Below are 21,517 nucleotides of genomic sequence, written 5' to 3'. Positions count from 1 at the left end.
TCAGGTTAGCATACGGATGAAAAAGATTGGGCGGCTTTCGGATAAAAGTTTGCCGCCCCCGACGAAACGTATGCCGAATCGGCTTGTCGTCGGAAGGACACCCGAGTAAAAAGGCAACAATCAGGAGCGCCCCCCATGGTATAAAGTAAACAGGGTGGCCACCCCTACTCGATCCGCGAAAGGAACAACCAGCATGCCCAATGGAGAAACCGGGAAATTAAGCGGGAAAACGGCTTTGGTTACAGGCGCCAGCCGAGGAATCGGCCGCGCCATCGCACTGCGTTTGGCTTCGGAAGGTGCGCTTGTGGCGGTCCATTACGGCCGCAGCACGCGGGAAGCCCAAGAAACGGCGAACCTCATTACCCAACAAGGCGGCCGGGCTTTTGCACTTGGGGCCGAGTTAAGCCATATGGGCGAAATTCACCGTCTGTATACGATGCTGGACAAAAAACTGCAGGAGCACACCGGCGCCAAGACCTTCGATATTTTGGTGAACAATGCAGGGATCGGGCGGGCGCTCCCCTTCGAAGAAACAACGGAAGAAATCTTGGAAGAAATACTGTCGATCAACGTGAAAGCCCTGTTCTTCGTCACGCGCGAAGCGTTAACCCGACTGCGAGGCGGCGGCCGGATCATCAATATTTCCTCGTTCGTCACCCGCTCCGCATCGCCGACAGCCATGGCTTACAGCTTGTCCAAAGGCGCCGTCAACACGTTTACGGTTGCATTGGCCCAGCAGTTGGGAGCACGCGGCATCACGGTCAATGCCATCATGCCCGGCTATACGAATACGGAGATGAACGCTTCCGCAGTCAACGACCCCGCGACGAATGCCAGTGTTGCGGCGATGTCCGCGCTTGGCCGCTGGGGCGAGCCCGAAGACATTGCCGATGTCGCCGCTTTCCTGGCCTCTTCGGACAGCCGGTGGATAACCGGCCAGCTTGTGGACGCAAGCGGCGGTTCCGCCCTGTAATCAAGCCCTTATGGAATCATCCAGCCGCACTTCCTTCGTGGGTCGGGTCTGTTGACCCGGACGCGATACCGGGAGTGCGGCTTTTTCTTTCCATCTTGAGGCGCATCGGTTAGAATAGTTTCCAAACGCACCCAAATCGAAAGGTGGAATTCTTTTGTCCCGCAACATTTTCTCCCGCGTTACTTCGGATCTCTCGGGGATGTCCGACAAGTGTAAGGTTATCCCTCCGTCCGATTTTGCAACCTGCCAGGCTCAAGCCTACATTTTTACCGAAATGAACGAGAAGCTCTACTTCCTGCTCAAGTCGGCCAAAGACGAATACGCCTTCACCAACATCGGCCTGATCCATGTCGACGGAGAGAAAGCGATCAGCAGCAAGCGGCAGATTCTTCGCTACAATTATTTCGAACATACGCCTACGAATGTCATCTTGGAAACGGCGGGCACGGCGGATTTGGATGTGGAGATCAAGTTCGCCATGGGGCAGGTATTCTCGATCGACGTGGTCAAAGCTCATCTGGACCCGCTGATTGCCCTCTATAAAATCCTCACCCTGATCGGCATGACCAAAACGGAGTATGCGCGCCACTGGGCGTTGGTCGAACGCAGTTTCGAGCACAGCCGCGATGCCGTAGGCCGTCTCTCGGGCACGGGCAGCGCAAGTTCGGAATATCGGTCCATTCTCCAGCATGCCCAGTCAGAACTGCTCGCCGCATACGACAAATACCATCCCCAGGAATACGACGCGGCTTTTGAACTGTATCTTTCCTGAGAAGAATCCTCCCTTACATAATGCTTTTCCCCTAACCGGAGCGACTGACGTTTGGCTGTAAGCCGTATCCTGTCGAACAATTAGGAGGGTTTCTATGAGAGCCGTGATTTGTACCCGCTATGGACCGCCGGAAGTCCTGCAGATCAAAGAACTGGAAAAACCGATGCCAAAAGATCATGAAGTCTTAATCAAAGTCTCGGCGGCCACCGCGCATATCGGCGATACCCGAATCCGCAAAGCCGACCCGTTTCTGGTCAGAATCGTGTTCGGCATGCTCAATCCCCGCAAAAACTTGATCCTGGGGCTGGAAATCTCCGGCGTAATCGAAGCGGTTGGGAAAGATGTGCAGCAGTTCAAAGCGGGCGACGAGGTGTTCGGACTTACGGGATTCAGCGGAGGTTATGCGGAATACATCTGCCTGCCCGGAACCGTGGAACCAGGAACCGGACAGAAGAAAGGCATGATTGCCCGAAAGCCCGCCCATTTATCCCACGAAGAAGCGGCCGTCGTTCCGTCGGGAGCCTTGACCGCTTTGAAAAATTTGCAAAAAGCGCAGATTCGGGCGGGCCAGCATATTCTGATCCACGGAGCCTCCGGCAGCCTGGGAACGTATGCCATCCAGCTTGCGAAGGATTACGGAGCGGAAGTCACGGCGGTGTGCAGTCGAAGCAACATCGAACTCGTCCGGTCGCTCGGAGCGGACCGGGTGATCGATTATACGGCGGAAGATTTCACCGCCTCGGACACCCGCTACGACATCGTGTACGATGCGGTCATCAAAGCCAAACCGGCGCAGTGCCGAAAGATCCTGAAGCCGAACGGCGTTTTCGTCAATAACAGCCGACTGTCGAAAATGGAAGAAGCCGATCTGCTGTTTGTCAAAGGCCTGCTCGAAGAAAACAAACTGAAGCCGGTCATCGATCGGACTTACCGGCTGGAGGATATTGTCGAAGCCCATCGATACGTGGATACCGGACGCAAAAAAGGCAATGTAGCCCTGACGCTGGGATAAAAAAGGAGACATGAAAACGATCATGCGCAGCATCAACGCCCACCACTGCAGCTTGAATATTCGGTACGATCTGCCCGATGCCGTCTGGAAGGCCGTCGGCGAACTTTACGAGCGGATGCCGGGATGGATCGGATACGTACAGGGCATCCCGCATTGGTTCGGTCAAGAAGAAGACGAGATCCGGATCACGGCTTCGGTCGAACCGGGCGGATTGTGTATGGAGGCGCGGATGGACGGGGAGAGCTGGCAGTCCTGGATCGGGCTTTTTAAGACAGAAGCTTCGAAGGTGCTGGGATTCAAGGTCGAGGATCCGGAGGATGAGCAAATCCCCGAATCGCCCATGATCGAACAGTTAAGAACGGAAGAATAGTTGGAAACAGACTTCGTTGCATGCAAAAAAAGGCCCCGGCTTTTGTGTGCCGGGGCCTTTTTTTGTGTTCTTTTTCCGCTATGGCGGTTCGGCCAAGTTCTTTTAACGCCCTCTCGCGGCTTCCTGCGCCTTCAGCTCTTCGAGCAGCTTGTCGCCTTCGACGTCGAGGTTCGGAAGGATGCGGTCGAGCCATTTCGGCAGCGCCCATGCTTTGTCGCCGAACAGCGACATGACGGCCGGAACGAGCGTCATCCGGACCACGAACGCATCGATCAGGATACCGACCGCAAGAGCGAAGCCAATCTGCTTGATCATGATATCGTGCGTGAAGATAAAGCCGGCAAACACGGCGACCATGATGACCGCGGCCGCCAACACCACACGGCTGGACTGACCGTAGCCGTGGATGACGCTGTCGCTGCCCCGGCGCCCGTGCACGTAGGATTCACGCATGGACGAGACGAGGAAGACCTGATAGTCCATCGCCAAGCCGTACAGAATACCGGTCACCAGGATCGGCAGGAAGCTCAGAATCGGGCCCGCCGTATCAAACGCGAACAGGTCATGCGCCCAGCCCCATTGGAACACGGCAGTCGTGATGCCGAACGTTGCCAGGATGCTGAGCAGGAAGCCGACGGTCGCTTTGATCGGTACGACGATCGAGCGGAACACCAGCAGCAGAATGATCAGCGACAGCACGACGATAATGCCTACGTAGATCGGGAACACTTCGGCCAGCTTCGCCGACATGTCGATGTTGACCGCCGTAACGCCGGTCACGCCGAGCGTGATGCCGTTATCGGTCGCAAGCGCCGAGTGGTCGTCGCGCAGCGTCGTCACGAGGTCGCGCGTCTCGGCGTCGTTCGGTCCGGTCTTCGGAATGACGCTGAAGAGCGCCAGTTTGCCGTTCTCGCTGATCCCGAGCGGCGAGACGACCGAGACGTTGTCGACCTGCTGAATCCCCTGGGTCAGCGCGCCGAGCGTCTGCGGCGTGACATCTGCGCCGTTCGCCGATTCCGCGACGATCAGCAGCGTGCCGTTGAAACCTTCGCCGAAGCTCTCGGAGATCGCGTCGTAGCTCTGGCGCTTGGCCGTATCGAGATCGGCCGAAGCCGCGGACGGTATGGCCAGATCCATTTTGGCAGCCGGAATGGCCGCGATGCCGAGAACGATCACGCTCAGCAGAATGACCGGCCAGCGGAATTTGATCACGCCGTGAATCCAGCGGGCTTGGGTCTGCTTCTGTGCGCGGACAGCCCGCATAGCGGTATTCTTTTCGCGCGTTTTGCGGGAGCAAATGCGCTCGCCGATCAGACCGAGCAGCGCCGGCAGCAGCGTAAGTGCGATCAGAACGTTGATGAGCACGGTCACCGAAGCGACCAGCGCCATCGCGCTCAGGAAGCCGATACCGATCACCAGCAGACCGCACAGCGCGATAATGACCGTAAGTCCCGCGAAAAACACGGCGCTGCCCGCCGTACCGATCGAACGGCCGGCCGCTTCTTGCGCACTCAATCCCTGATCGAGAATCAAGCGGCGCTGGCGGTTGATAATGAACAGCGCATAATCGATGCCGACCGCAAGACCCACCATCAGCGCAAGAATAGGCGTGATGGAACCCATATTGAAGAAACTGGAGAATGCGTACGCGCCTCCGACCCCGATGCCGACGCCGAACAGAGCGACGACAAGCGGCAGGCCCGCGGCCACGACAGAACCAAGCGTCATGATCAGCACGATCGCGGCCACGACCAGGCCGTAAATTTCGTTGGTGCCGACCGGGATGTCGAGCGGCAGCAGCGATTCGCTCGGCAGCGCTGTAACGCCCGTCTCGCTCGCTACATCTTCAACCGTCTTTATGACCGATTCTTTGACTTCATCGGACACGGCGGACTGCTGAACCGTGAACTGGAACTGGAACAGCGCCGCGCTGCCGTCGTTTGCGATCGTCACGCCGATGACCGGCATGCCGTCCACGACGAGCGGCGTGTACGGCGGCTGTTCGGCGCCGGCTCCCTGCTGTGCATCGGTATCGCCGCCGGCGGCTCCTTCGGCCGCTCCGGCTTCGCCGGCTTGGGCGGCACCCGCGCCCTGCTGGGCGTCGGCGTTATCCCCGGCAGCTGCGCCGGGGGTCTGGCCCGCCGCGGAAGCTGCGTCGCCCGCGGCACTCGGCTGCGCGGCGGCATCGCCCGCGCCGGCGGCTCCTGCATCCGCGCTTTCACCCGCAGCCGCTTGAGCGGCCTGCGCCTGGGCCATGGCCTGCGCGGCCAATTCGGGCGCGTTCAGGATCTGGTCGAGGCCGTAGACTTCGTCGGCCGCTTCCTTGATCGCCGCCAGACGCTCCGGCGTATTCAGGCTTTCGCCTTCGGGCGCGACGAACACGACGCTGCCCTGCCCGCTGGAAGCTTCCGGCTGCACTTCGGCCAACTGGTCAAGCACTTTTTGCGACTCCGTGCCTTCGATCTTCATCTCCGAACTTACGCTTACTCCGTTGATGCCCAGCATCGCGATGACGATCGCCAGAACGGCGACCCATCCCCCGATAAACAACCAGGGCTTGCTGTATGCCGATCTGCCGATTTTATACAAAAACTTGGACACTAGAGCTCGCTCCTTCTATTCGCGCATCGGACCTCTCCGATCGTCAGAATCCGTTTTTCAAATAATTGAACGTGGTCTGCAAAAACTCTTCGAACGTCGCTTCCCCCGGCCCGCCGGCCTGTTCTTCTCCCGGAATCCGTACGTTCTCCCCTTCCAGAATCGACAGCACGGCCCCGAAGACCGCTCCCGCCAGAATATGCGTGTAGCCCGGCGGATAATGCCCGGCGTAATTGCGGTCCAGTTCTTCCTGGGCCGCTTTTTGCAGCCGCTGCAGAACGATTAATACGTACGGCTCAAGCGTAGGGTAATCGCGGGCCATCCGCAGCAGCTGCCGCAGATTGCGCAGCAGCTCCGCCGTGAACTGCATCCTCGACCACTGTTCAAGCGCTTCGAGCGGAGCCATCCCGTCCGGGACTTCCACTTCCTGCAGCACATCGCTTCGGCCGCTGCTCAGCGAGAGAACCGCCATCGCCACCGCTTCTTCCTTGCACGAAAAATGATTGGCGAACGTGCGCCGGGAATACCGCGCGCGCTGCACCGCGTCTTCGATCGTGAAGCCGTCCAGACCTTTTGCGACAGCCAGCTCGTAACAAGTGCGGGCCAGCACATGCCAGGTTTCTTCCTTTTTCATATCGCGCAGACTTTGTTTGGTCATCCGCCCTCTCCTTTCTACACTGCACCTTTTCAATCTTTTACAGAAACAGCTGAAAGTAAGCATAACATTTCATTGCCCAATGCGCAAAGTTTCCCGATCGGAACCGAATTTCGCTTTTTGACGTCGATTCGTTATACTCGGTTTCAAGAAACAGCTTGTTTGAAGAAGGAGACCCTTATGCAGCCGATCCGAACCGAACGATTGCTTTTACGGAATTTCGCCAAAAAAGACGCCCCGCATCTGCTGGAGTACGCGGCGAATCCGCAGGTGAACTGTTTTTTGGACGAGAAAGTTCCCGATCTGGAAGCCGCCGTATTAAAAGTCACCGAGAACAGCCGCGACGATTCCCATATCGCCGTCTGTCTCCAAAAAGACGACCGCTTGATCGGCGAATTGTTCGCCATCAAGGAAGAACCGGATACGTATTCCGTCGGCTGGAACTTCAATCCGCGCTGCGAAGGCCAGGGATACGCCGGCGAAAGCTGTCGTGCCCTGCTGCACTATCTGTTCACGCAGATGAACGCCCGGAGACTGTACGCTTACGTCGAAGACGACAACCGCAGGTCGCAGCAGCTGTGCGAACGTCTGGGCATGCGCCAAGAAGGACTGTTCCTCGAATTCGTCTCGTTCACTTCGCACCCGGACGGAACGCCCAAATACGAGAACACGTTCCAATACGCACTGTTGAAACAGGAATGGCTGTCCGCCCGGCAGGTCGACTGAACGAAGAAGCCGCCTCGGACCGAATCCGGCAGCCGCCGCAAACGACAAAAAACCGGGAATCCGACTTGGGTCGGTCCCGGTTCTTGGCGTGCTATTTTTATCTGCTGAGGCTCCGTGAGCGTTGGGTCAGCGGCCCTGCGACGCGCCTTTGCCTTCTTGAGCAGCAGCTGCGGGCTTAACGGAAGCATCGCTCTTCGTCTCCCGCGCCGTCAGTCCCTGCGGTTTGCCTGTAAATCTGGCGACCAGAGCGCCGCCGATTCCGCCGACAACGGCGGGCAGCAGCCAGCCGAGACCCAGCGAATGAAACGGAAGAATCTCGCCGAACAGCCGCTCGACCGCAGCGATCTCGAATCCTGCCGCTTTGAATCCGTCGAACAGGCTCACGAGAAAGGTCAGCAGCATCGTACCCTGGTACACTTCGTTCCGCCCTTTGAACAGCGGATGCACAAAGGTCAGCAGCACCAGCGCGATTACGAGCGGATACAGCATCATCAGTACGGGAACGGAGAACTTGATCAGGCCGTTCAGACCGACGTTCGCCACAAGCGCACTGAACACGGCCAACGAGACGGCAATCTTTTTGTAGGAAAACTTCGGAAACAACCCATGGAAAAACGAGGCGCAGGACGTAATCAGACCGACGCTTGTCGTCATGCAGGCTACCGTAATCATGAGTCCCAGCAGCACGGAGCCGTACGCGCCGAAATAATGCGACGAGACGGCGGCCAGAACGTCGGCGCCGTTGCCGAGCACCCCAAGCTTGCCGACGCTCGACGCGCCCATATAAGCCAGCGACGTATAAATAAAGGCCAGCAGCGCGCCCGCGATCAGGATCGCTTTGGCGCAGGCGCCCATGAGCGATCTGCGTCCGGTGACGCCGCGGTCTTTGAGCGCGTTGACGATAATGATGCCGAAGATGGTCGCCGCAAGCGCATCCAGGGTCAGATAACCTTCCTGGAACCCTTTGAAAAAGGAATGCGAGGCGTAGCTCGGGTCCGGCGCTTCGAACTTGGCGATCGGATAGATCAGCGCCGCCGCGACCAGCACTCCGATAAAAGCCAGCTTCATAGGCGTCAGCACCCGGCCGACGATGTCGATAATCCGGGTCGGATTCAGCGACAGCAGGCAGGCGACGCCGAAGAATACCGTCGTGAAGATCGCCAGCGCCAGATGATGCGAATCGGCGGCCGGAAGCAGCGGCTTCACGCCGATCTCGAACGAGACGCTGCCGGTTCTCGGCATGGCGAAGAACGGTCCGATCGCCAGGTACAGCACGATCGCGAACAGCAGTCCGAACGTCGGATTGACGCGGCTCGACAGCGCGCGCAGATCGCGCTCGCCCGAGAATACGAACGCGGCGACGGCGATCAGCGGCAGACCCACGCCCGTAACGAGAAAGCCCGCATTGGCGGACCAAACGTTCTCGCCGGCCATCTGGCCGAGCATCGGCGGGAAGATCAGATTGCCCGCTCCGAAGAACAGGGCGAACAGCATGGAACCGAGAATGACAATAAAGGACAAAGGGGCTTTGTTTGACATCTTAAAAATCCTCCAACCGTGTACCGCCGCATATGAAATCTTGTCGATCAACCCTGTCTGCGGCCGAAACCGTCGAGTCCGATACGTATGCGGGGATGTTCGTATAGTCGTGCTCGGAATCGGGAATACGGCCGATCGCAGACGCAGCCTCCCATTTAGGAGCCGCCGCTTTGCAGTGCTTCATAGTAGGCATCGACCGCACGCAGCCAGTTGCTCCGGACCAAACGGCCGACCGCTTCCTTGTCGCCCCGCTCGAAAGCCTGCAAGATCTCTTCGTGCTCGTCGACCGATTCGGGGCTCAAGATGATCGAATTATGGAAGAACAGCCTGCGGATATGCGCCTGGAACGTCGAGATCGTGTTAGCGATATAGGGATTGTCGACCCGCTCGACGACGAAACCGTGAAACTCTTCATCCAGCTTGAGCGCATAATGATAATCGCCGCGTTCGAGCGCCTCGCCGAATTCGGCATTGATCCGTCTCAGCGACTCGATCTCCCCAGGCGAAACAAGCGGCAGCGCAAGCTCGGCGGCCAGCGATTGAAGCGCGGCCAGCGGCGGCAGAATCTTGGCGATATCTTCGCCGTTCACTTGGGTGACCTGCGTGGATACGCCGGGGTTCATCTCGACAAGGCCTTCGACATTCAACAGCTGCAGCGCTTCGCGCACCGGGGTCCGGCTGACGCCAAGCGCACTCGCCAGTTCTCCGTCATGGAGCTTCTCGCCCGGCTTGAGCGTTCCGTCGATGATCCATTCCTGAAGCTGCCGGAAAGCGCGCTGCTTGGCGGTAAGACGGTGCGGAACGGAAAATCCTGCTGGAATCGGCATGACGCCCTCCTTTATGACTCACATGTCTTAACAAGATTTTTATATTATAGGCTTCCTCTTTCGCACATGCAATATATTGCATACGCTTGCAGCGGATTTATTTCGACGATTCGGTTACATCTACGCCAAACGTTATATTCTCCGGGGTACAGACGTTCGCTCCCCCGTGTTATAATAGGCGGACGATAAAAACAGTACATTTACGGGAGACGATTACGGCATGGATGCGAACACGACGTTCACCGACGAACAATGGAATAATCTCGTTCAGGGCGTTGCGGAAGCTTTCGACGACCTGACGTTAAAAAGAGGCTTTCAATACGAGCGCATGGGCAGTATCGAGCAGCTTGCCCTCTCCGAAGACCGGCGTCTTGAAGCCGAAGTCAAAGAAGGGGCGGCCCTATGCCGGGTCGACCTGGCGCTCGATTCCCCCGGAGGCGGAAGCTGCGACTGCAAAGACCGCAAACCGTGCCGGCATATGGCCGCCGCCCTGATGAAGCTGGCCCGCCTGCGCGGCCGGCCCGTATCGGCGCTGGCGAATGCCAGCGCTTCGGCGTCCAAAGCCAAACGGGAAGCGGAAGAGGCGGCTTCGGGCACGGGCTTGGCGGAAGGCGGCGACGCCCGTGTGGCGGATACCGAAGGAAAAGGCAGCAGTGGCGGCGCGGCGGGCCGTGCGTCGATCGATTCATCGGCCGCCGAATCCGCAGACGGCGGACGGACGCCAAACGCCGCGCCGTCGATGCCGCCAAGGCGAAGCCCGGGCGGCATCGACGGCGACCCGGCCGCGGATCGAGCCGCTTCAAGCGCACCGGGGCGGCCGGACTTTGTGCCGGGAGATGCGGCGGAGAACCCGGCCGGCAGCCTGTCCGCCAAAAAGCCGGGTATTGAAGAAGCCGCCCTGCTTGCCGCATCCGGCATTTCGACCTGGAACCGGCGCTTCGAAGAAGCCGCTTCTTCGCTGTCCGGACGTACCCGCAACCCGAAGTTTGCGGAACTGACGCTCCAGCTCGTCTTCGCGGAAATGCCGCCGTTCCAACCCGGCATCGAAGCGCTGTACCGCTTGAACGCGCATCTGTTCGTGCTGCGGACCCTGAGCGCGCCGACCGGTTCCGGCCTGTCCACGCCCGGCTATTTCGCGCATCTGGCCGTGTCCGAGACCGCATCCGGCATGGAACGGATTCTGTCCGCTCCTCTTCCGGACCGGGACGACCCCCAGGTGCGCGAACGTCTCGGCGAGACGCTGCATTTCGTACGCAAGCAGATGCTGACCGAAGGCCGCGAACAGGATCTGTTCTCGACCTGCTACTATCGGCTGCTGACACGCTGGGCCGCGCCGGAAGCGGAACTCCACGTTCAATCGGGCAGGGACGAAACCGCAGGCGGCAGACCTTCCGAACCGGCAGTGGAAATGCCCGATTTGTTTGCGCTGGATCACGCCGGGCATTCGGACACGGCAGCCGATTCGGACAGTTCCGAAAGTTCGGCGGATACTCGCGCGCCGGCAACTCAGCCGGAGACCGATCCGGAGCAGCTCCGCCGGTTGGCGGAAGAACGCCGCGACTTTTACGAATCCGAACTGCAGTATCTGATGGACGAGGAACGGGAACTCGGACGCGCGCTCAACCGGCAGTCCTGGCTCGGAGCCAATGCCTGGAGCCGCTTCTGTCTCGGCCAGGATGACCGCGCGAGAAAGCTGCTGGAAGAAGCGGCGGACAAGCCGTATTTTTCGCCCAAAAAACTGCCGGACTTCCTCTCCCCTCCCGCGCGCGCAGGCGAATGGGAGCGGCTGGCGGACTGGCTGGAGACGTTCGGACCGCTGCTGGAACGCGCCCGCGCCAACCTCACGGACTACGGAAGACTCTGGGACCGGGCGGCCGAACATCTGCCGGATGCCGAAGGCCGCATGTGGGCCTCGCTGCGGGGGATGCTGCCGCACGCTTCCTCCCTCTATGAAGCCAAGCTGCTGGAACGGGGCAATTGGGAAGGCTGGATGGACTATCAGCTCTCGACCGGAGCGGAGCCGTCGGGCTTCAAGGTCTCGGACCTCGCTCCGATCGAGAAGAACGCGCCGGAACTGCTGCTGCCGTTCTACCATCAGGCCGCCGAGCGGCTGGTCGAACAGCGCAGCCGGGACGGCTACAAAGGCGCGGTCCGCCTGCTCAAACGGCTGGAGAAACTGTATCGGAAAATGAAGCGCGAAGACCGCTGGAATGCTTTTATGGAGTCGTTCAACGCCCGGTACGGACGGCTGCGGGCGCTTCAGGAAGAATTGAAGAAAGGAAAATTGATGCTATGAACGCAGTGATGGAGACCGTTACCGTACATGCCGTGCTGAGCGAATACGGCGATGCCCTGCTCTACGGAACCAAACCGACTTACGGCGCCGTGCCGGGGCTGTATTTCAAACAGCTGCTGTTTGCCCGCCACGAAGAATCGTTCTACGGCACGGAACTTACGATCCAGAGCAGCGGCGAGATGGATCTGGTGCTGCTGCCGGCGGAAATGGTGCTGTCGTTCTTCGCGGACCGGCCGCTGCTGAAGCATGTCGACTGGACCTTCGAAGGCGATGCGGAGCTGCTGGCGCAAAGCGCGCCCGCGCTTGCCGCAAGTATCGCGAAGCGGGCGTACAAACCGGACTTCGGCGCGTACCGCTCGGGCAAATTGCAGTGGAAATGGGACCGGCATATGCTCAAGGAACGCGGGCCCGCTTCGGTATTGGCCGCGCTCGACCGGGGCAGAATCCGCGCCGCGGGCGCCGAAGCGGGAGAACGCGAAACCCGCAAAGGAATGAGCAGCGAAGAAGCTTATGAAGAAGCGATGTTCGGCGGACGGGGCGAGGAAGAAGCCGAAGCCGAGGAATCGTTCATGGCCGGGCTGCGCGCCGCCTATTCGGCGGCCGTATTCCAGCGCCGCTACGGTTCGGAACAGGCGGCGCTCGATCTGCGCCGCGAGCATCCGAAGCTGTTCGACCGCGGCGCTTCGGCGGCCGGACTGGACGAAGACGCGTGGCTGATCGCGGTCGGCTGGCGCGAAGACGCCATGCCGATGCGTCCGGTCGTCCGGTTCCTCGAACCGGACGAAGATCAGGCCAACTGGAGGCTGGAACTGGCCCTCCAAGGCAAGAAAGACGAGACGTCGCTCGTCCCGATCACCCTCTCGGATTCGGGCCTTGCGGCCGGCAAATGGCCTTCGGCCTGGGAGAAATATGTGCGCGAACGAAGCGCGGAATGGCTCAAGAGCCTGCGGACCGGTCTGCCGACGCCGCGCGTGGCACCGGGTCCGGATATTCTGTGCCGCACGATGAGCGGGCCGGAAGCCTGGCAGTTCCTGACGAAGGACAGCCCGCGGCTGCTGGACGCCGGATGGCGGGTGCTGCTGCCGGCCTGGTGGCAGGCGGCGAGCAAGAAGAAGCCCAAGCTCAAGGCGCGGGTCAAGGAAGAAGAAGGCGGCGACGAGAAGAAGAAGGGCGGCAAGTCCGTCTTCGGACTCGATTCCGTCCTGAACTTCGATTGGCGCATCGCGATCGGCGACGCGGAATTCAGCGAAGAAGAATATCTGGAACTTGCAGCCCGCAACGAGCGGCTCGTGCAGTTCCGCGGCGAATGGGTCGCGCTCGACCCGGTGCTGCTGACGCAGATCAGCCGCGCCATGAACGGGCTGGACAAGTCCCGCGGCTTGTCGTTCCAGGATATCCTTCAGCTGCAGCTGCTCAAAAAAGCCGAAGAAGACGGCGAAGCGGAAGAACGCGCCAAAGCCGACGCGAACGCGCGGCTGGAGATCGAAGTGCAGCTGACCGGCCATTTGGCGTCGCTGATCGACCAGCTCGGCCAAAAAGACGCCTGGCCGGAGATCGATCTGCCCAAAGGGCTGCACGCGCAGCTGCGGAACTACCAGCGCGAAGGCTTCGGCTGGCTGGCTTTCCTGCGCCGGCTTGGCCTCGGCGCCTGCCTGGCCGACGATATGGGCCTCGGCAAGACCGTGCAGCTGATCGCCTATCTGCTGCATGTCAAAGAGAGCCGCGCCGCGGAATTCGCGGCCGGACGTTCGCCGCGCGGCGGCACACCGGCCGCAGCGGGGCAGCCGCCGGGACGCGAAGCGTCCGGCACGGCGGCTTCCGGCGCCTATGCGGATGCCCGGACGCCGTCCGCCGCAGAAGTTCGCGGCACCGGCGCGGCGCAGCCGCGCTCCGCTTCGGCCGGGCCGGCCGCTTCCGGCTGGCTCCCTAAGGACGATGGCATCATCCGTCCGGGTTCCTATCCGCTCGAAGCCTCCCTGATCATCTGCCCGACGTCCCTGCTGGGCAACTGGCAGAAGGAGATCGCCCGCTTCGCGCCGGAACTTCGCGTCATGCTGCACTACGGCAGCGGACGCCGGACCGGCGAAGCGTTCGCCGCGGCGGCTTCGGACGCCGACGTCATCCTGACGTCCTACGCGACGTCCGCGCTCGACCAGGATCTGCTGCGCGGCTTCAACTGGCTGACCATCTGCCTCGACGAAGCCCAGACGATCAAGAACGCGCAGACCAAACAGTCCACCGCGATCCGCAGCTTCCGCGCGCTGCACAAGATCGCGCTGACCGGCACGCCGATCGAGAACCGGCTGTCCGAGCTGTGGTCGATCTACGACTTCATGGTGCCCGGCTATCTCGGCGGGCCCAAAGCGTTCCAGGACCGGTTTGCCAATCCGATCGAGAAAGAGCAAAACGAAGAAAAAATCGGCGAGCTGCAGAAGCTGGTCAAGCCGTTCATGCTGCGCCGCAAAAAGAAAGACCCGAATATCCAGCTCGATCTGCCGGAGAAAAACGAGATGAAGACGTATATCCATCTCACCCCGGAGCAGAGCGTCCTGTACGAGCAGGTCGTCAAGCAGCTGCTCAAAGAAATGCCGCAGCTTGAAGGCATGAAGCGCAAAGGCGCGATCCTCTCCGCGCTGACGCAGCTCAAGCGGCTGTGCGACCATCCCGCGCTGACCGCGGGCGAATCGACCGCTTCCGAGCCGGAAGAAGCGCCGGATCTCGATACGCTGATCGAGCAGTCGGCCAAGCTGTCGCGGCTCGTAGCCATGGTCAAAGAACTGCGGGCCGAAGGCGAACGCTGCCTGATCTTCACCCAGTACATCGGCATGGGCGAAATGATGCAGCGCGTCCTGAGCGAAGAACTCGGCGAGAACGTGCTCTATCTGAACGGCAGCACGCCAAGAACGATGCGCGAGCGCATGATCGAGCAGTTTCAGGCTCAGGATCAGCCCGCCGGCGAGACGACGGCCGTCTTCATCCTATCGCTTAAAGCGGGCGGCGTCGGCCTCAACCTTACGGCGGCCAACCACGTCTTCCACGTCGACCGCTGGTGGAACCCGGCCGTCGAGAACCAGGCGACCGACCGGGCGTACCGGATGGGCCAGACCAAGGATGTCCAGGTCCACAAGTTCATCTCGATCGGCACGCTGGAAGAGCGGATCGACGATATGCTGGAGAGCAAGCAGCAGCTCAGCGACAGCGTCATCGCCGGCTCCGAAGGCTGGATCACCGAGCTGTCCGACAACGCGCTGCGCGATCTGTTCACGCTGCGTCAGGGCTGACCGGGGCTGCGAACAACCGGCTATACTGCGAAAAAAAGCCCTGCGGCGGATTATCCAGCCAAGCGCTTACGTTTCTTGATCCGCCGATTCGTATCCGCCCGGCCCGAATTCGCAAATGTGTGCATTTCGACCACATTTTCAGGTTAGAATGTCTTTTTCATACGAAATGTTGTCGTTTTGATCAATTTTTCGCTCGAAAAAGTTCAAACATTAAGGAAATCGGCAAAAATGCGAGCAAAATGATCACTTTTTTGCGTACCGGATCGAATTTCCCTGAAAAAGCGTTCATCCCGACAACTTTTACGGATCTCTCGGCTCTTGGCTGAACGATTCCTTATCCCTATTCATTCCCGTACCTGTCTGCCGATCTTTAGCCCAATCCCGACATAAGGAGCCTTATCCCATGACTCAATCGGAACATCTGTCTGAACCCATCCTCGCGTACGAGGTTCCCCAGCCCGACGAATATATCGAACTTCGCGTCGCGGCGGGCATGAGCACCCGAACGCCGGAAGCGGCACGAAACGGCCTGCCCAATTCCCTGTTTGCCGTCACCCTGCGCGAAAAAAGCGGCCGGCTTGTCGGGATGGGACGCGTACTCGGCGACGGCGGCTGCGCCTATATCGTCTCCGATATCGTCGTTCACCCGTCCATGCAGCGCCGCGGCCTCGGCCGACGCGTCATGGCGGAAATCGAGCGGTATCTGGAAGACAACGTGCCTCCCGGCTCGTTCGTCAGCCTGATCGCCGATACGCCGGCCGACGCGCTGTACCGTCATTTCGGTTTTATCGACACGGCCCCGGCTTCGGTCGGGATGTACCGGCCGAGCCGGCCGAAAGCCTGACCGAAGCCACGGCCCCTTGCGGGGTCGAATCGGGATCGGATCGACCTGCACTCCGTTTTTGATTACGCCAAAAACCCCCGGCATCGCGGATTCTTGTCCACTGCCGGGGGCTTTTTTGTTCGAGACTGATGATGCCGTAAATCGGAAGCGCCGGCCGGAAAACACTACGGCAGTCCGATTCTCCCCGAAGCCGCCTTTCGCTCCTCCGGGCCGGATTCCTTACAGTTCCGCCGCCACCCCGAAATGATCCGATACCACCGGGCCGTTTCGCCCATCCAGTACGACTTCAGACTTCTTCGCGGCGACCGGAGCGCTCGACAGGATATAGTCGATCCGCAGCGGGCGTTCGTTGTCGGACCAGCCGGCGATCGCTTTGAGCACGGTCGAGCCTTCATCCTTTTCCGCGGCCGCCGTGTGCAGGTCGCACCAGCCGCGCTCCATGACGTAATCGTAGCCTTCGCCGCGGATCTGCGCCACGTTGTTCAGATCGCCGAGCAGATACAGCGGTTCGCTGCCGGCCCGAAGTTCCGCCAGAACTTCTTCTGTCCGGTCCCACTGCCCGCGGAAAGGTTCGATCCCGTCGTTCCACCAGCCGTAGTGTCCGCTTGCCAGCCAGAACGGCCGGTCCGCCTGCGCCTGCTCCGACGTCCGCACGACAAGCAGACGCCGGGTCTTATGATTATCGTACTCTTCCAGCGCCGATACCCGGGCACAGAACGCTTCCGTGATCGGCATCCGGCTCAGTACGGCCAGCCCTTCGTCGTAGCGTCCGAATGTGGCGTGCGCCGGAATCCAGGTCCAGTAATAAGGGGTCGTCAGGCGTTCCAGAATCGCCAGCACAAAATGCCCTTCGCGAATGACCACGCCTTCTTCTCCTTCCGTGTACCGCTCCATGAGCGGGCCGGAGGCCGGCGCACCGTTCATAGGCTGGTTGATTTCCTGCAGCGCGACGGCATCGAATCCCCGCCGCTCGATAAATTCGGCCAGTTGGCCGATCTTCTCCAACTGGTTCTCTTCGTGCCACGAATGGGCATTCAATGTCAGCAATTTCATCGCGATCCCCCGCATTCTCAAGTGTTCCGTATCGTTTCGACTCTATTAGTGTATCATACCGTTTCCCCAAGGCCGGAAAGATCCGGCAAACGCATGACTGCGGATAAAAAGAAAACCGCAGCGCAAAAAACCGGCAGCGCGCGTTTTGAAGAATTCCGATTCTTGAACAGAACGGTATTCCCGAAACGCGGCTGCCGGTTTTTTCGCAGTCCTGCGGCACATCTTTCTACCTATTCCCATTGAATCCTAACGGCTTTGTTCAATCTGCGAAGCATCCGGCGGAAGCATCGGCCGATAAGCGACCGGCGACGACAGCACGACGGAAGTCTGCACGGTACCGAAGTCCATCAGCCGGTCGACCAGCTCGCGCAGGCCCGGCGTACCGACAACGGCAGCCTGGATAAAGTGACTGGCATGCCCCGTTACCCGATGGCACTCGACAATGTCTTCCTGGGTCTGCGCCCACTGCTCAAACTGCTGCGGGGTTACGCGCAGATCGGCAATCTGGATCACCAACTGGGTATCCCGACCGACTGCCTGCGGCGATACTCTTGCGGTGTACCCTTCAATGACTCCGCGTTCTTCGAGCCGGTGCAGCCTTTCGGCTACACTCGGACGGCTCAGCGACAATTCGTTCGACAGAGAAGTTACGTTCATGCGTGCATTTTGCTGCAGCAATCTCAGAATCTTTACATCCAAAGCGTCCAAGCCCCATCACCCTATTCCGTATTGCTAATTTAAGCGGTGAAACGTTTCTCTAGCATATCATTCCCGGATAAGAAAACGGTATCCGACTCCCGGTTCAGTTACGATCAGCTCCGGCTGGGACGGGTCTTCCTCCAGCTTCTTGCGCAGATGCCCAATGTAGATCCGCAGATAATGGCTGTCGCCTTCGTCGTGCCGGCTGCCCCATACCTGCTGCAGCAGCTGGCGCTGGGTCACGACTTTGCCCGCATGGGACGCCAGCGCCTTGAGCAGGTCGTATTCGGTCGGCGTCAGCTTGATTCGTTCGCCGTTCAGCTCGACGATCCGCTGCGCCAGGTCGATTGCCAGGTTTCCGCTGCGAATAACCGGCTCCTCCGCCGACTTGACCGTATGGCGCAGCGCGACGCGGATCCGCGCGACCAGCTCGCCCATCCCGAACGGCTTGGTTACGTAATCGTCGGCTCCCGCATCCAGCGCGGCGATCTTGTCTTCTTCCCGGTCTTTGGCCGTAAGCACGATGACCGGAACGCCCGACCATTCCCGGATGCGTTCCAATACCTGCATCCCGGCCAGGTCCGGCAGACCCAGATCCAAGACGATCAGCTCGGGAGCATGCATCGACGCCTGCAGCACGCCTTCTTCCCCCGTTCCCGCTTCATGCACCGCATAACCGTGCGCCGCCAGCGTCACCCGAAGCAGCTTGCGGATCTGGGGTTCGTCGTCCACGATCAGGATGCGCGTCCCCGCTCCGTTCTCATTCGTCATCGCTCATTCCCCTCTCTGAGCCGGGCCGAAAGTCATGCTCCGCATCCGGCAGTTTCGGCGCAGCCGCGGCAGGCAGCCGAATCGCGACGATCGTCCCGGCTCTGCCGTCCGTTCTTGGCTCCGCGGATATCGTACCTTCGTGCAGATCGACGATGCCTTTGCAGATCGCCAGACCCAGGCCCGTTCCCGCGACATGCCTGGTCGAATCGGACCGGTAAAATTTCTCGAAAATCCGCTGCCGCTCTCCTTCCGGAATCCCCGGTCCTTCGTCCGAAACGGACAGGATCAGCATGCCGCCCTGCGTCCGCGCTTCGATGCCGATCGTGCTGCCGTCCGGGCCGTATTTGATCGCATTGCCGAGGACGTTGCCGAGCACCTGCTCCAGCAGCACTTCGTCGCCCCGCACCATCGGAAGGTCGTCCGGAATACGCAGCGACAGCTGCCGGCTTCCGCGAATATCGCGAATTTGCGAGAGCGCCACCCCGATCAGATCCTGCACGTCGCACCATTCCCGGCGCAGCGTCAGCATGCCGCTCTCCAGCCGCACCATGCCCAGCAGATTCTGCACGAGCCAGTTCATGCGCATCGCGCCGCCCCGGATCGTCGTAAGCAGTTCCATCCGGTCTTCCCGCGAAAAAAGGTCGTCGTTGTCGAGCAATCCCGTCGCCGAGCCGACGATCGTCGCAAGCGGCGTCCGCAGCTCGTGCGACACCGAATCCAGAATGGCGGTACGCAGACGTTCCGATTCGGCCGTCAGATGCGCCAGTCTGGCTTCTTCGGCCAGCTTGAACCGGGCAATGGCCGCAGCCGCCAGGTCGCACAGCGCTTCGAGCAGCCGCTGCTGTTCGCCGGTCAGCGAAGTGCCGTTTCCGCCCTGCTTGGGCAGCCGCACGGCCAGCACGCCGTATGTCCGCGCTTCGGTCCGCAGCGGCATGTAGCGGCCCGGCAGTTCGCGCAGCGTATCCGATCCCCGACCGGCGGCTTCCCCGTCTTCGAAGACCATCCCCGCTACCACTTCTTCTTCCCGGGCGCGTTCTTCGCCGTCTCCGTGGTCGGAGAAGCCCGCCGAAGCGTGCACGCGGCGCAGACGGCCGTCCTCGTCCGGCAAATAGACGGACGTCTCGGCCCCGATCGTCTGCGACAGCTGGCGCGTCATGCCGTCCAGCAGGGAAGAGACGTCGGAGACCGCTCCGATCTGGCGGCTGAACGCGTACAGCGAAGCCGTGTGCTCTTCGCGCTGACGCGCCTGCAGCAGCTGCTGTTTGAGCCGGCCGGCAAGGCTCGACGTCAGCGCAGCCACCGACAGATAGACGCCGAACGAGATCAGATAACGCAGATCCGACACGGTAAAACTCAGCTGCGGCGCGACGAAGAAAAAATCGAGCGCCAGCACGCTCGCTCCGGCCGCAAACAGCGACGGACCCAGCCCTCCGTATACCGCGAACAGCAGCACCGGAAACAGATAGATCAGCGCGATGTTCACGATCTCCAGCATCGGCGCGTACCGGAGCATAATCGCGGTCATCAGCGCCGTCATCAGCGTGATCAGCACGTAGGGCGCCCAGCCGGGCCGCCCGCCGGGCGGAAGCTTCGTTCTCCGCCGGTCCGTCTGCGGCGGTTCCGCGTTCGCGGCTGCCGGCACGACGCGGATCTGGATGCCCCGGCTGCCTCGAAGCAGCTCTTCGGCGAGCGTCCGGCGCAGCCGCAGCCCGAAGCGCGGCCTCAGCGTTTCTCCGACGATGATCTGCCGGATATGCTGGCGTTCCGCGAAATGCAGCAGTTCTCCGCTCACGCTGCGTCCGTCGCGTACGAATACTTCCGCGCCCAATTCTTCGGCAAGCCTCAAGTTGCGCTCGGGGTCGCCTTGAAGGGAAGAAGATAAGCCGAGGGGCCGCTCGGGCTTTTTCACGTAGACCGCGATCCACGACGTTTTGAGCGCCGCGGCGGTCCGGCGTCCGATCCGCAGCAGTTCAGCCGTCGACGGGCCGCTTCCTACCGCAACCATGACTTTCTCCGCCACGGGCCACGGCTCCGGCGAATCGCCCTCGCGGCCGTGCAGGTAAGCGTCGAGCCGGCTGTCCATCCGCTCGGCCGCGAAACGAAACAGCATTTCCCGAAGCGCGAACAGTTCTTCTTCCCCGCAGGGAGGCGCGATACTGCGGCGCTTCATTTCTTCCGGCGGCGCATCCGCGATCCGCAGCACATCCGCCTGTTCGACGAACGCATCGGGCACCGTTTCCGTCAGGAGACGCCCGCAGATCCGGCTCGCCAATGCGTTCAGACTTTCCACATGACCGATATTCAGCGCGGCGTAGACGTCGATTCCGTTCAGCAGCAGCGTCTCCACATCCATATACCTCTTGACGCGCAGCGCCCGTTTGGAATTGCGCGCTTCCAGCCGATCCACGACGACAAGCCCCGGCTTGTCGTCCAGCAGCGTCTCCACATCCAGGTCGCCCCCGCGCTGCGGCGCATCCGGAAGACCCGCCTCCCGCAGCAGCGCCTGCGTATCGGGGTACTGCGCTTCCGCTCCGGAAACCGCGCAGCTTACCGATGCGCCGGAGGCCGCTTCCCGCGCAGCCGCCCGCAGCATGGCCTGAGTCTTGCCCGACCCGGGTGCCGCTCCCATAAACAGCGTCAATCGGCCTCTGCGAAGCCCTTTCTTGTCCAAGTCCCCCACATTTGCTCTCCCGTCGGCCCAAGGCCTGCATTTCCTTCTCCTTCAAGTATAAGACATGCGGCAGGGCAGTGGTCAAATCGGCGGTTCCCTACCCCGTAAAAAAGGCATAAAGATCTGGAGAAAAGGTGTAAAAAAAGCGTAAAAATGGACAATAAAGCGAATAAACGGACGAATACGGGAGTTAAACCGATTATATCACCTTTTTTATCTTCGAAAACCTCTCCAGAAGCCTTCAACGATCTTTTTTAGATTTTTATCCGTTTTACAGAGCGACGCGGCAGGACTACGATACGGAACATGAATCGCGAGTCCGAACCGGGCGCCCCGGCCGGGAAAGCCGGCGCCCGCGGCCCGATATCCTGAACCCAAAGGAAGGTTGAATCCATGACCGACATCTTGATGCTCGCTCTCGTCGCTGTAA

16 protein-coding genes are annotated in these 21,517 nt (G+C 60.5%); 8 read left to right on the top strand and 8 right to left on the bottom strand.

Annotation, left to right across the window (positions count from 1 at the left end; genetic code table 11):
* Nucleotides 1–193 precede the first annotated feature (193 nt).
* The 4 genes from HOP44_RS11065 (at nucleotide 194) to HOP44_RS11050 (ending at nucleotide 3,127) form a co-directional block, all read left to right on the top strand.
* Entirely contained in the window at nucleotides 194–973 is a 780-nt protein-coding gene (locus HOP44_RS11065) for an SDR family oxidoreductase (protein WP_172253256.1), read from the top strand.
* A 154-nt stretch (nucleotides 974–1,127) separates the two neighbouring features.
* Nucleotides 1,128–1,745: a PH domain-containing protein gene (locus HOP44_RS11060; RefSeq protein ID WP_172253254.1), complete on the top strand. Its 618-nt coding sequence runs from the start codon at nucleotides 1,128–1,130 to the stop codon at nucleotides 1,743–1,745.
* A gap of 94 nt (nucleotides 1,746–1,839) precedes the next feature.
* Complete coding sequence (locus tag HOP44_RS11055; protein WP_172253252.1) at nucleotides 1,840–2,757, top strand: NAD(P)-dependent alcohol dehydrogenase; 918 nt, start codon at nucleotides 1,840–1,842, stop codon at nucleotides 2,755–2,757.
* 10 nt (nucleotides 2,758–2,767) lie between these two features.
* Nucleotides 2,768–3,127, top strand: coding sequence for a hypothetical protein (locus HOP44_RS11050; RefSeq protein ID WP_246369740.1), 360 nt, complete (start codon nucleotides 2,768–2,770; stop codon nucleotides 3,125–3,127).
* Between the two features lie 102 nt (nucleotides 3,128–3,229).
* Here the strand turns inward: HOP44_RS11050 and HOP44_RS11045 are convergent, their stop codons facing one another.
* A complete protein-coding gene (locus HOP44_RS11045; protein WP_172253250.1) occupies nucleotides 3,230–5,728 on the bottom strand; it encodes an MMPL family transporter in 2,499 nt (832 codons plus the stop codon).
* 43 nt (nucleotides 5,729–5,771) lie between these two features.
* Entirely contained in the window at nucleotides 5,772–6,383 is a 612-nt protein-coding gene (locus HOP44_RS11040) for a TetR/AcrR family transcriptional regulator (protein ID WP_172253248.1), read from the bottom strand.
* A 177-nt stretch (nucleotides 6,384–6,560) separates the two neighbouring features.
* Here HOP44_RS11040 and HOP44_RS11035 point away from each other — a divergent pair, with 177 nt between their 5' ends.
* Nucleotides 6,561–7,106, top strand: a complete 546-nt coding sequence (locus HOP44_RS11035) for a GNAT family N-acetyltransferase (protein ID WP_172253246.1) — start codon at nucleotides 6,561–6,563, stop codon at nucleotides 7,104–7,106.
* A gap of 126 nt (nucleotides 7,107–7,232) precedes the next feature.
* Here the strand turns inward: HOP44_RS11035 and brnQ are convergent, their stop codons facing one another.
* Nucleotides 7,233–8,645 carry a branched-chain amino acid transport system II carrier protein gene (brnQ, locus tag HOP44_RS11030; RefSeq protein ID WP_172253244.1) on the bottom strand — a complete coding sequence of 471 codons (1,413 nt, stop codon included), beginning with the start codon at nucleotides 8,643–8,645 and terminating at the stop codon, nucleotides 7,233–7,235.
* Between the two features lie 155 nt (nucleotides 8,646–8,800).
* Nucleotides 8,801–9,472, bottom strand: coding sequence for a GntR family transcriptional regulator (locus tag HOP44_RS11025; protein ID WP_172253242.1), 672 nt, complete (start codon nucleotides 9,470–9,472; stop codon nucleotides 8,801–8,803).
* Between the two features lie 220 nt (nucleotides 9,473–9,692).
* Between HOP44_RS11025 and HOP44_RS11020 the strand changes: the two genes are divergently transcribed.
* The 3 genes from HOP44_RS11020 to HOP44_RS11010 all read left to right on the top strand — a co-directional run bounded on the left by HOP44_RS11020 (nucleotide 9,693) and on the right by HOP44_RS11010 (nucleotide 15,893).
* Nucleotides 9,693–11,768 carry an SWIM zinc finger family protein gene (locus HOP44_RS11020; RefSeq protein ID WP_172253240.1) on the top strand — a complete coding sequence of 692 codons (2,076 nt, stop codon included), beginning with the start codon at nucleotides 9,693–9,695 and terminating at the stop codon, nucleotides 11,766–11,768.
* Nucleotides 11,765–15,049, top strand: coding sequence for a DEAD/DEAH box helicase (locus HOP44_RS11015; protein WP_172253238.1), 3,285 nt, complete (start codon nucleotides 11,765–11,767; stop codon nucleotides 15,047–15,049). Before HOP44_RS11020 ends, HOP44_RS11015 begins: the two co-directional genes overlap by 4 nt.
* A gap of 403 nt (nucleotides 15,050–15,452) precedes the next feature.
* Nucleotides 15,453–15,893 (top strand): GNAT family N-acetyltransferase, encoded by a 441-nt coding sequence (locus HOP44_RS11010; RefSeq protein ID WP_172253236.1) that lies wholly within the window; start codon nucleotides 15,453–15,455, stop codon nucleotides 15,891–15,893.
* 219 nt (nucleotides 15,894–16,112) lie between these two features.
* On the opposite strand, the gene HOP44_RS11005 is transcribed toward HOP44_RS11010, so the two are convergent.
* The 4 genes from HOP44_RS11005 to HOP44_RS10990 form a co-directional block, all read right to left on the bottom strand.
* The gene (locus HOP44_RS11005) at nucleotides 16,113–16,946 is read right to left on the bottom strand and encodes an endonuclease/exonuclease/phosphatase family protein (protein ID WP_172253234.1); all 834 of its coding nucleotides are present in this window, start codon (nucleotides 16,944–16,946) and stop codon (nucleotides 16,113–16,115) included.
* Between the two features lie 246 nt (nucleotides 16,947–17,192).
* Nucleotides 17,193–17,654, bottom strand: coding sequence for an Lrp/AsnC family transcriptional regulator (locus HOP44_RS11000; protein ID WP_172253231.1), 462 nt, complete (start codon nucleotides 17,652–17,654; stop codon nucleotides 17,193–17,195).
* A gap of 57 nt (nucleotides 17,655–17,711) precedes the next feature.
* Nucleotides 17,712–18,416 (bottom strand): response regulator, encoded by a 705-nt coding sequence (locus tag HOP44_RS10995; RefSeq protein WP_172253230.1) that lies wholly within the window; start codon nucleotides 18,414–18,416, stop codon nucleotides 17,712–17,714.
* On the bottom strand, nucleotides 18,406–21,096 hold the full coding sequence (locus tag HOP44_RS10990) for an ATP-binding protein (RefSeq protein ID WP_172253229.1): 2,691 nt from the start codon (nucleotides 21,094–21,096) through the stop codon (nucleotides 18,406–18,408). The genes HOP44_RS10995 and HOP44_RS10990 overlap by 11 nt, the downstream gene beginning before the upstream one ends.
* Nucleotides 21,097–21,517: the final 421 nt, after the last annotated feature.

The sequence above is a fragment of the Saccharibacillus deserti genome, assembly GCF_013618475.1.
Classification (GTDB): Bacteria; Bacillota; Bacilli; order Paenibacillales; family Paenibacillaceae; genus Saccharibacillus; species Saccharibacillus deserti.
This window is presented reverse-complemented; position numbering and strand designations above follow the sequence as displayed.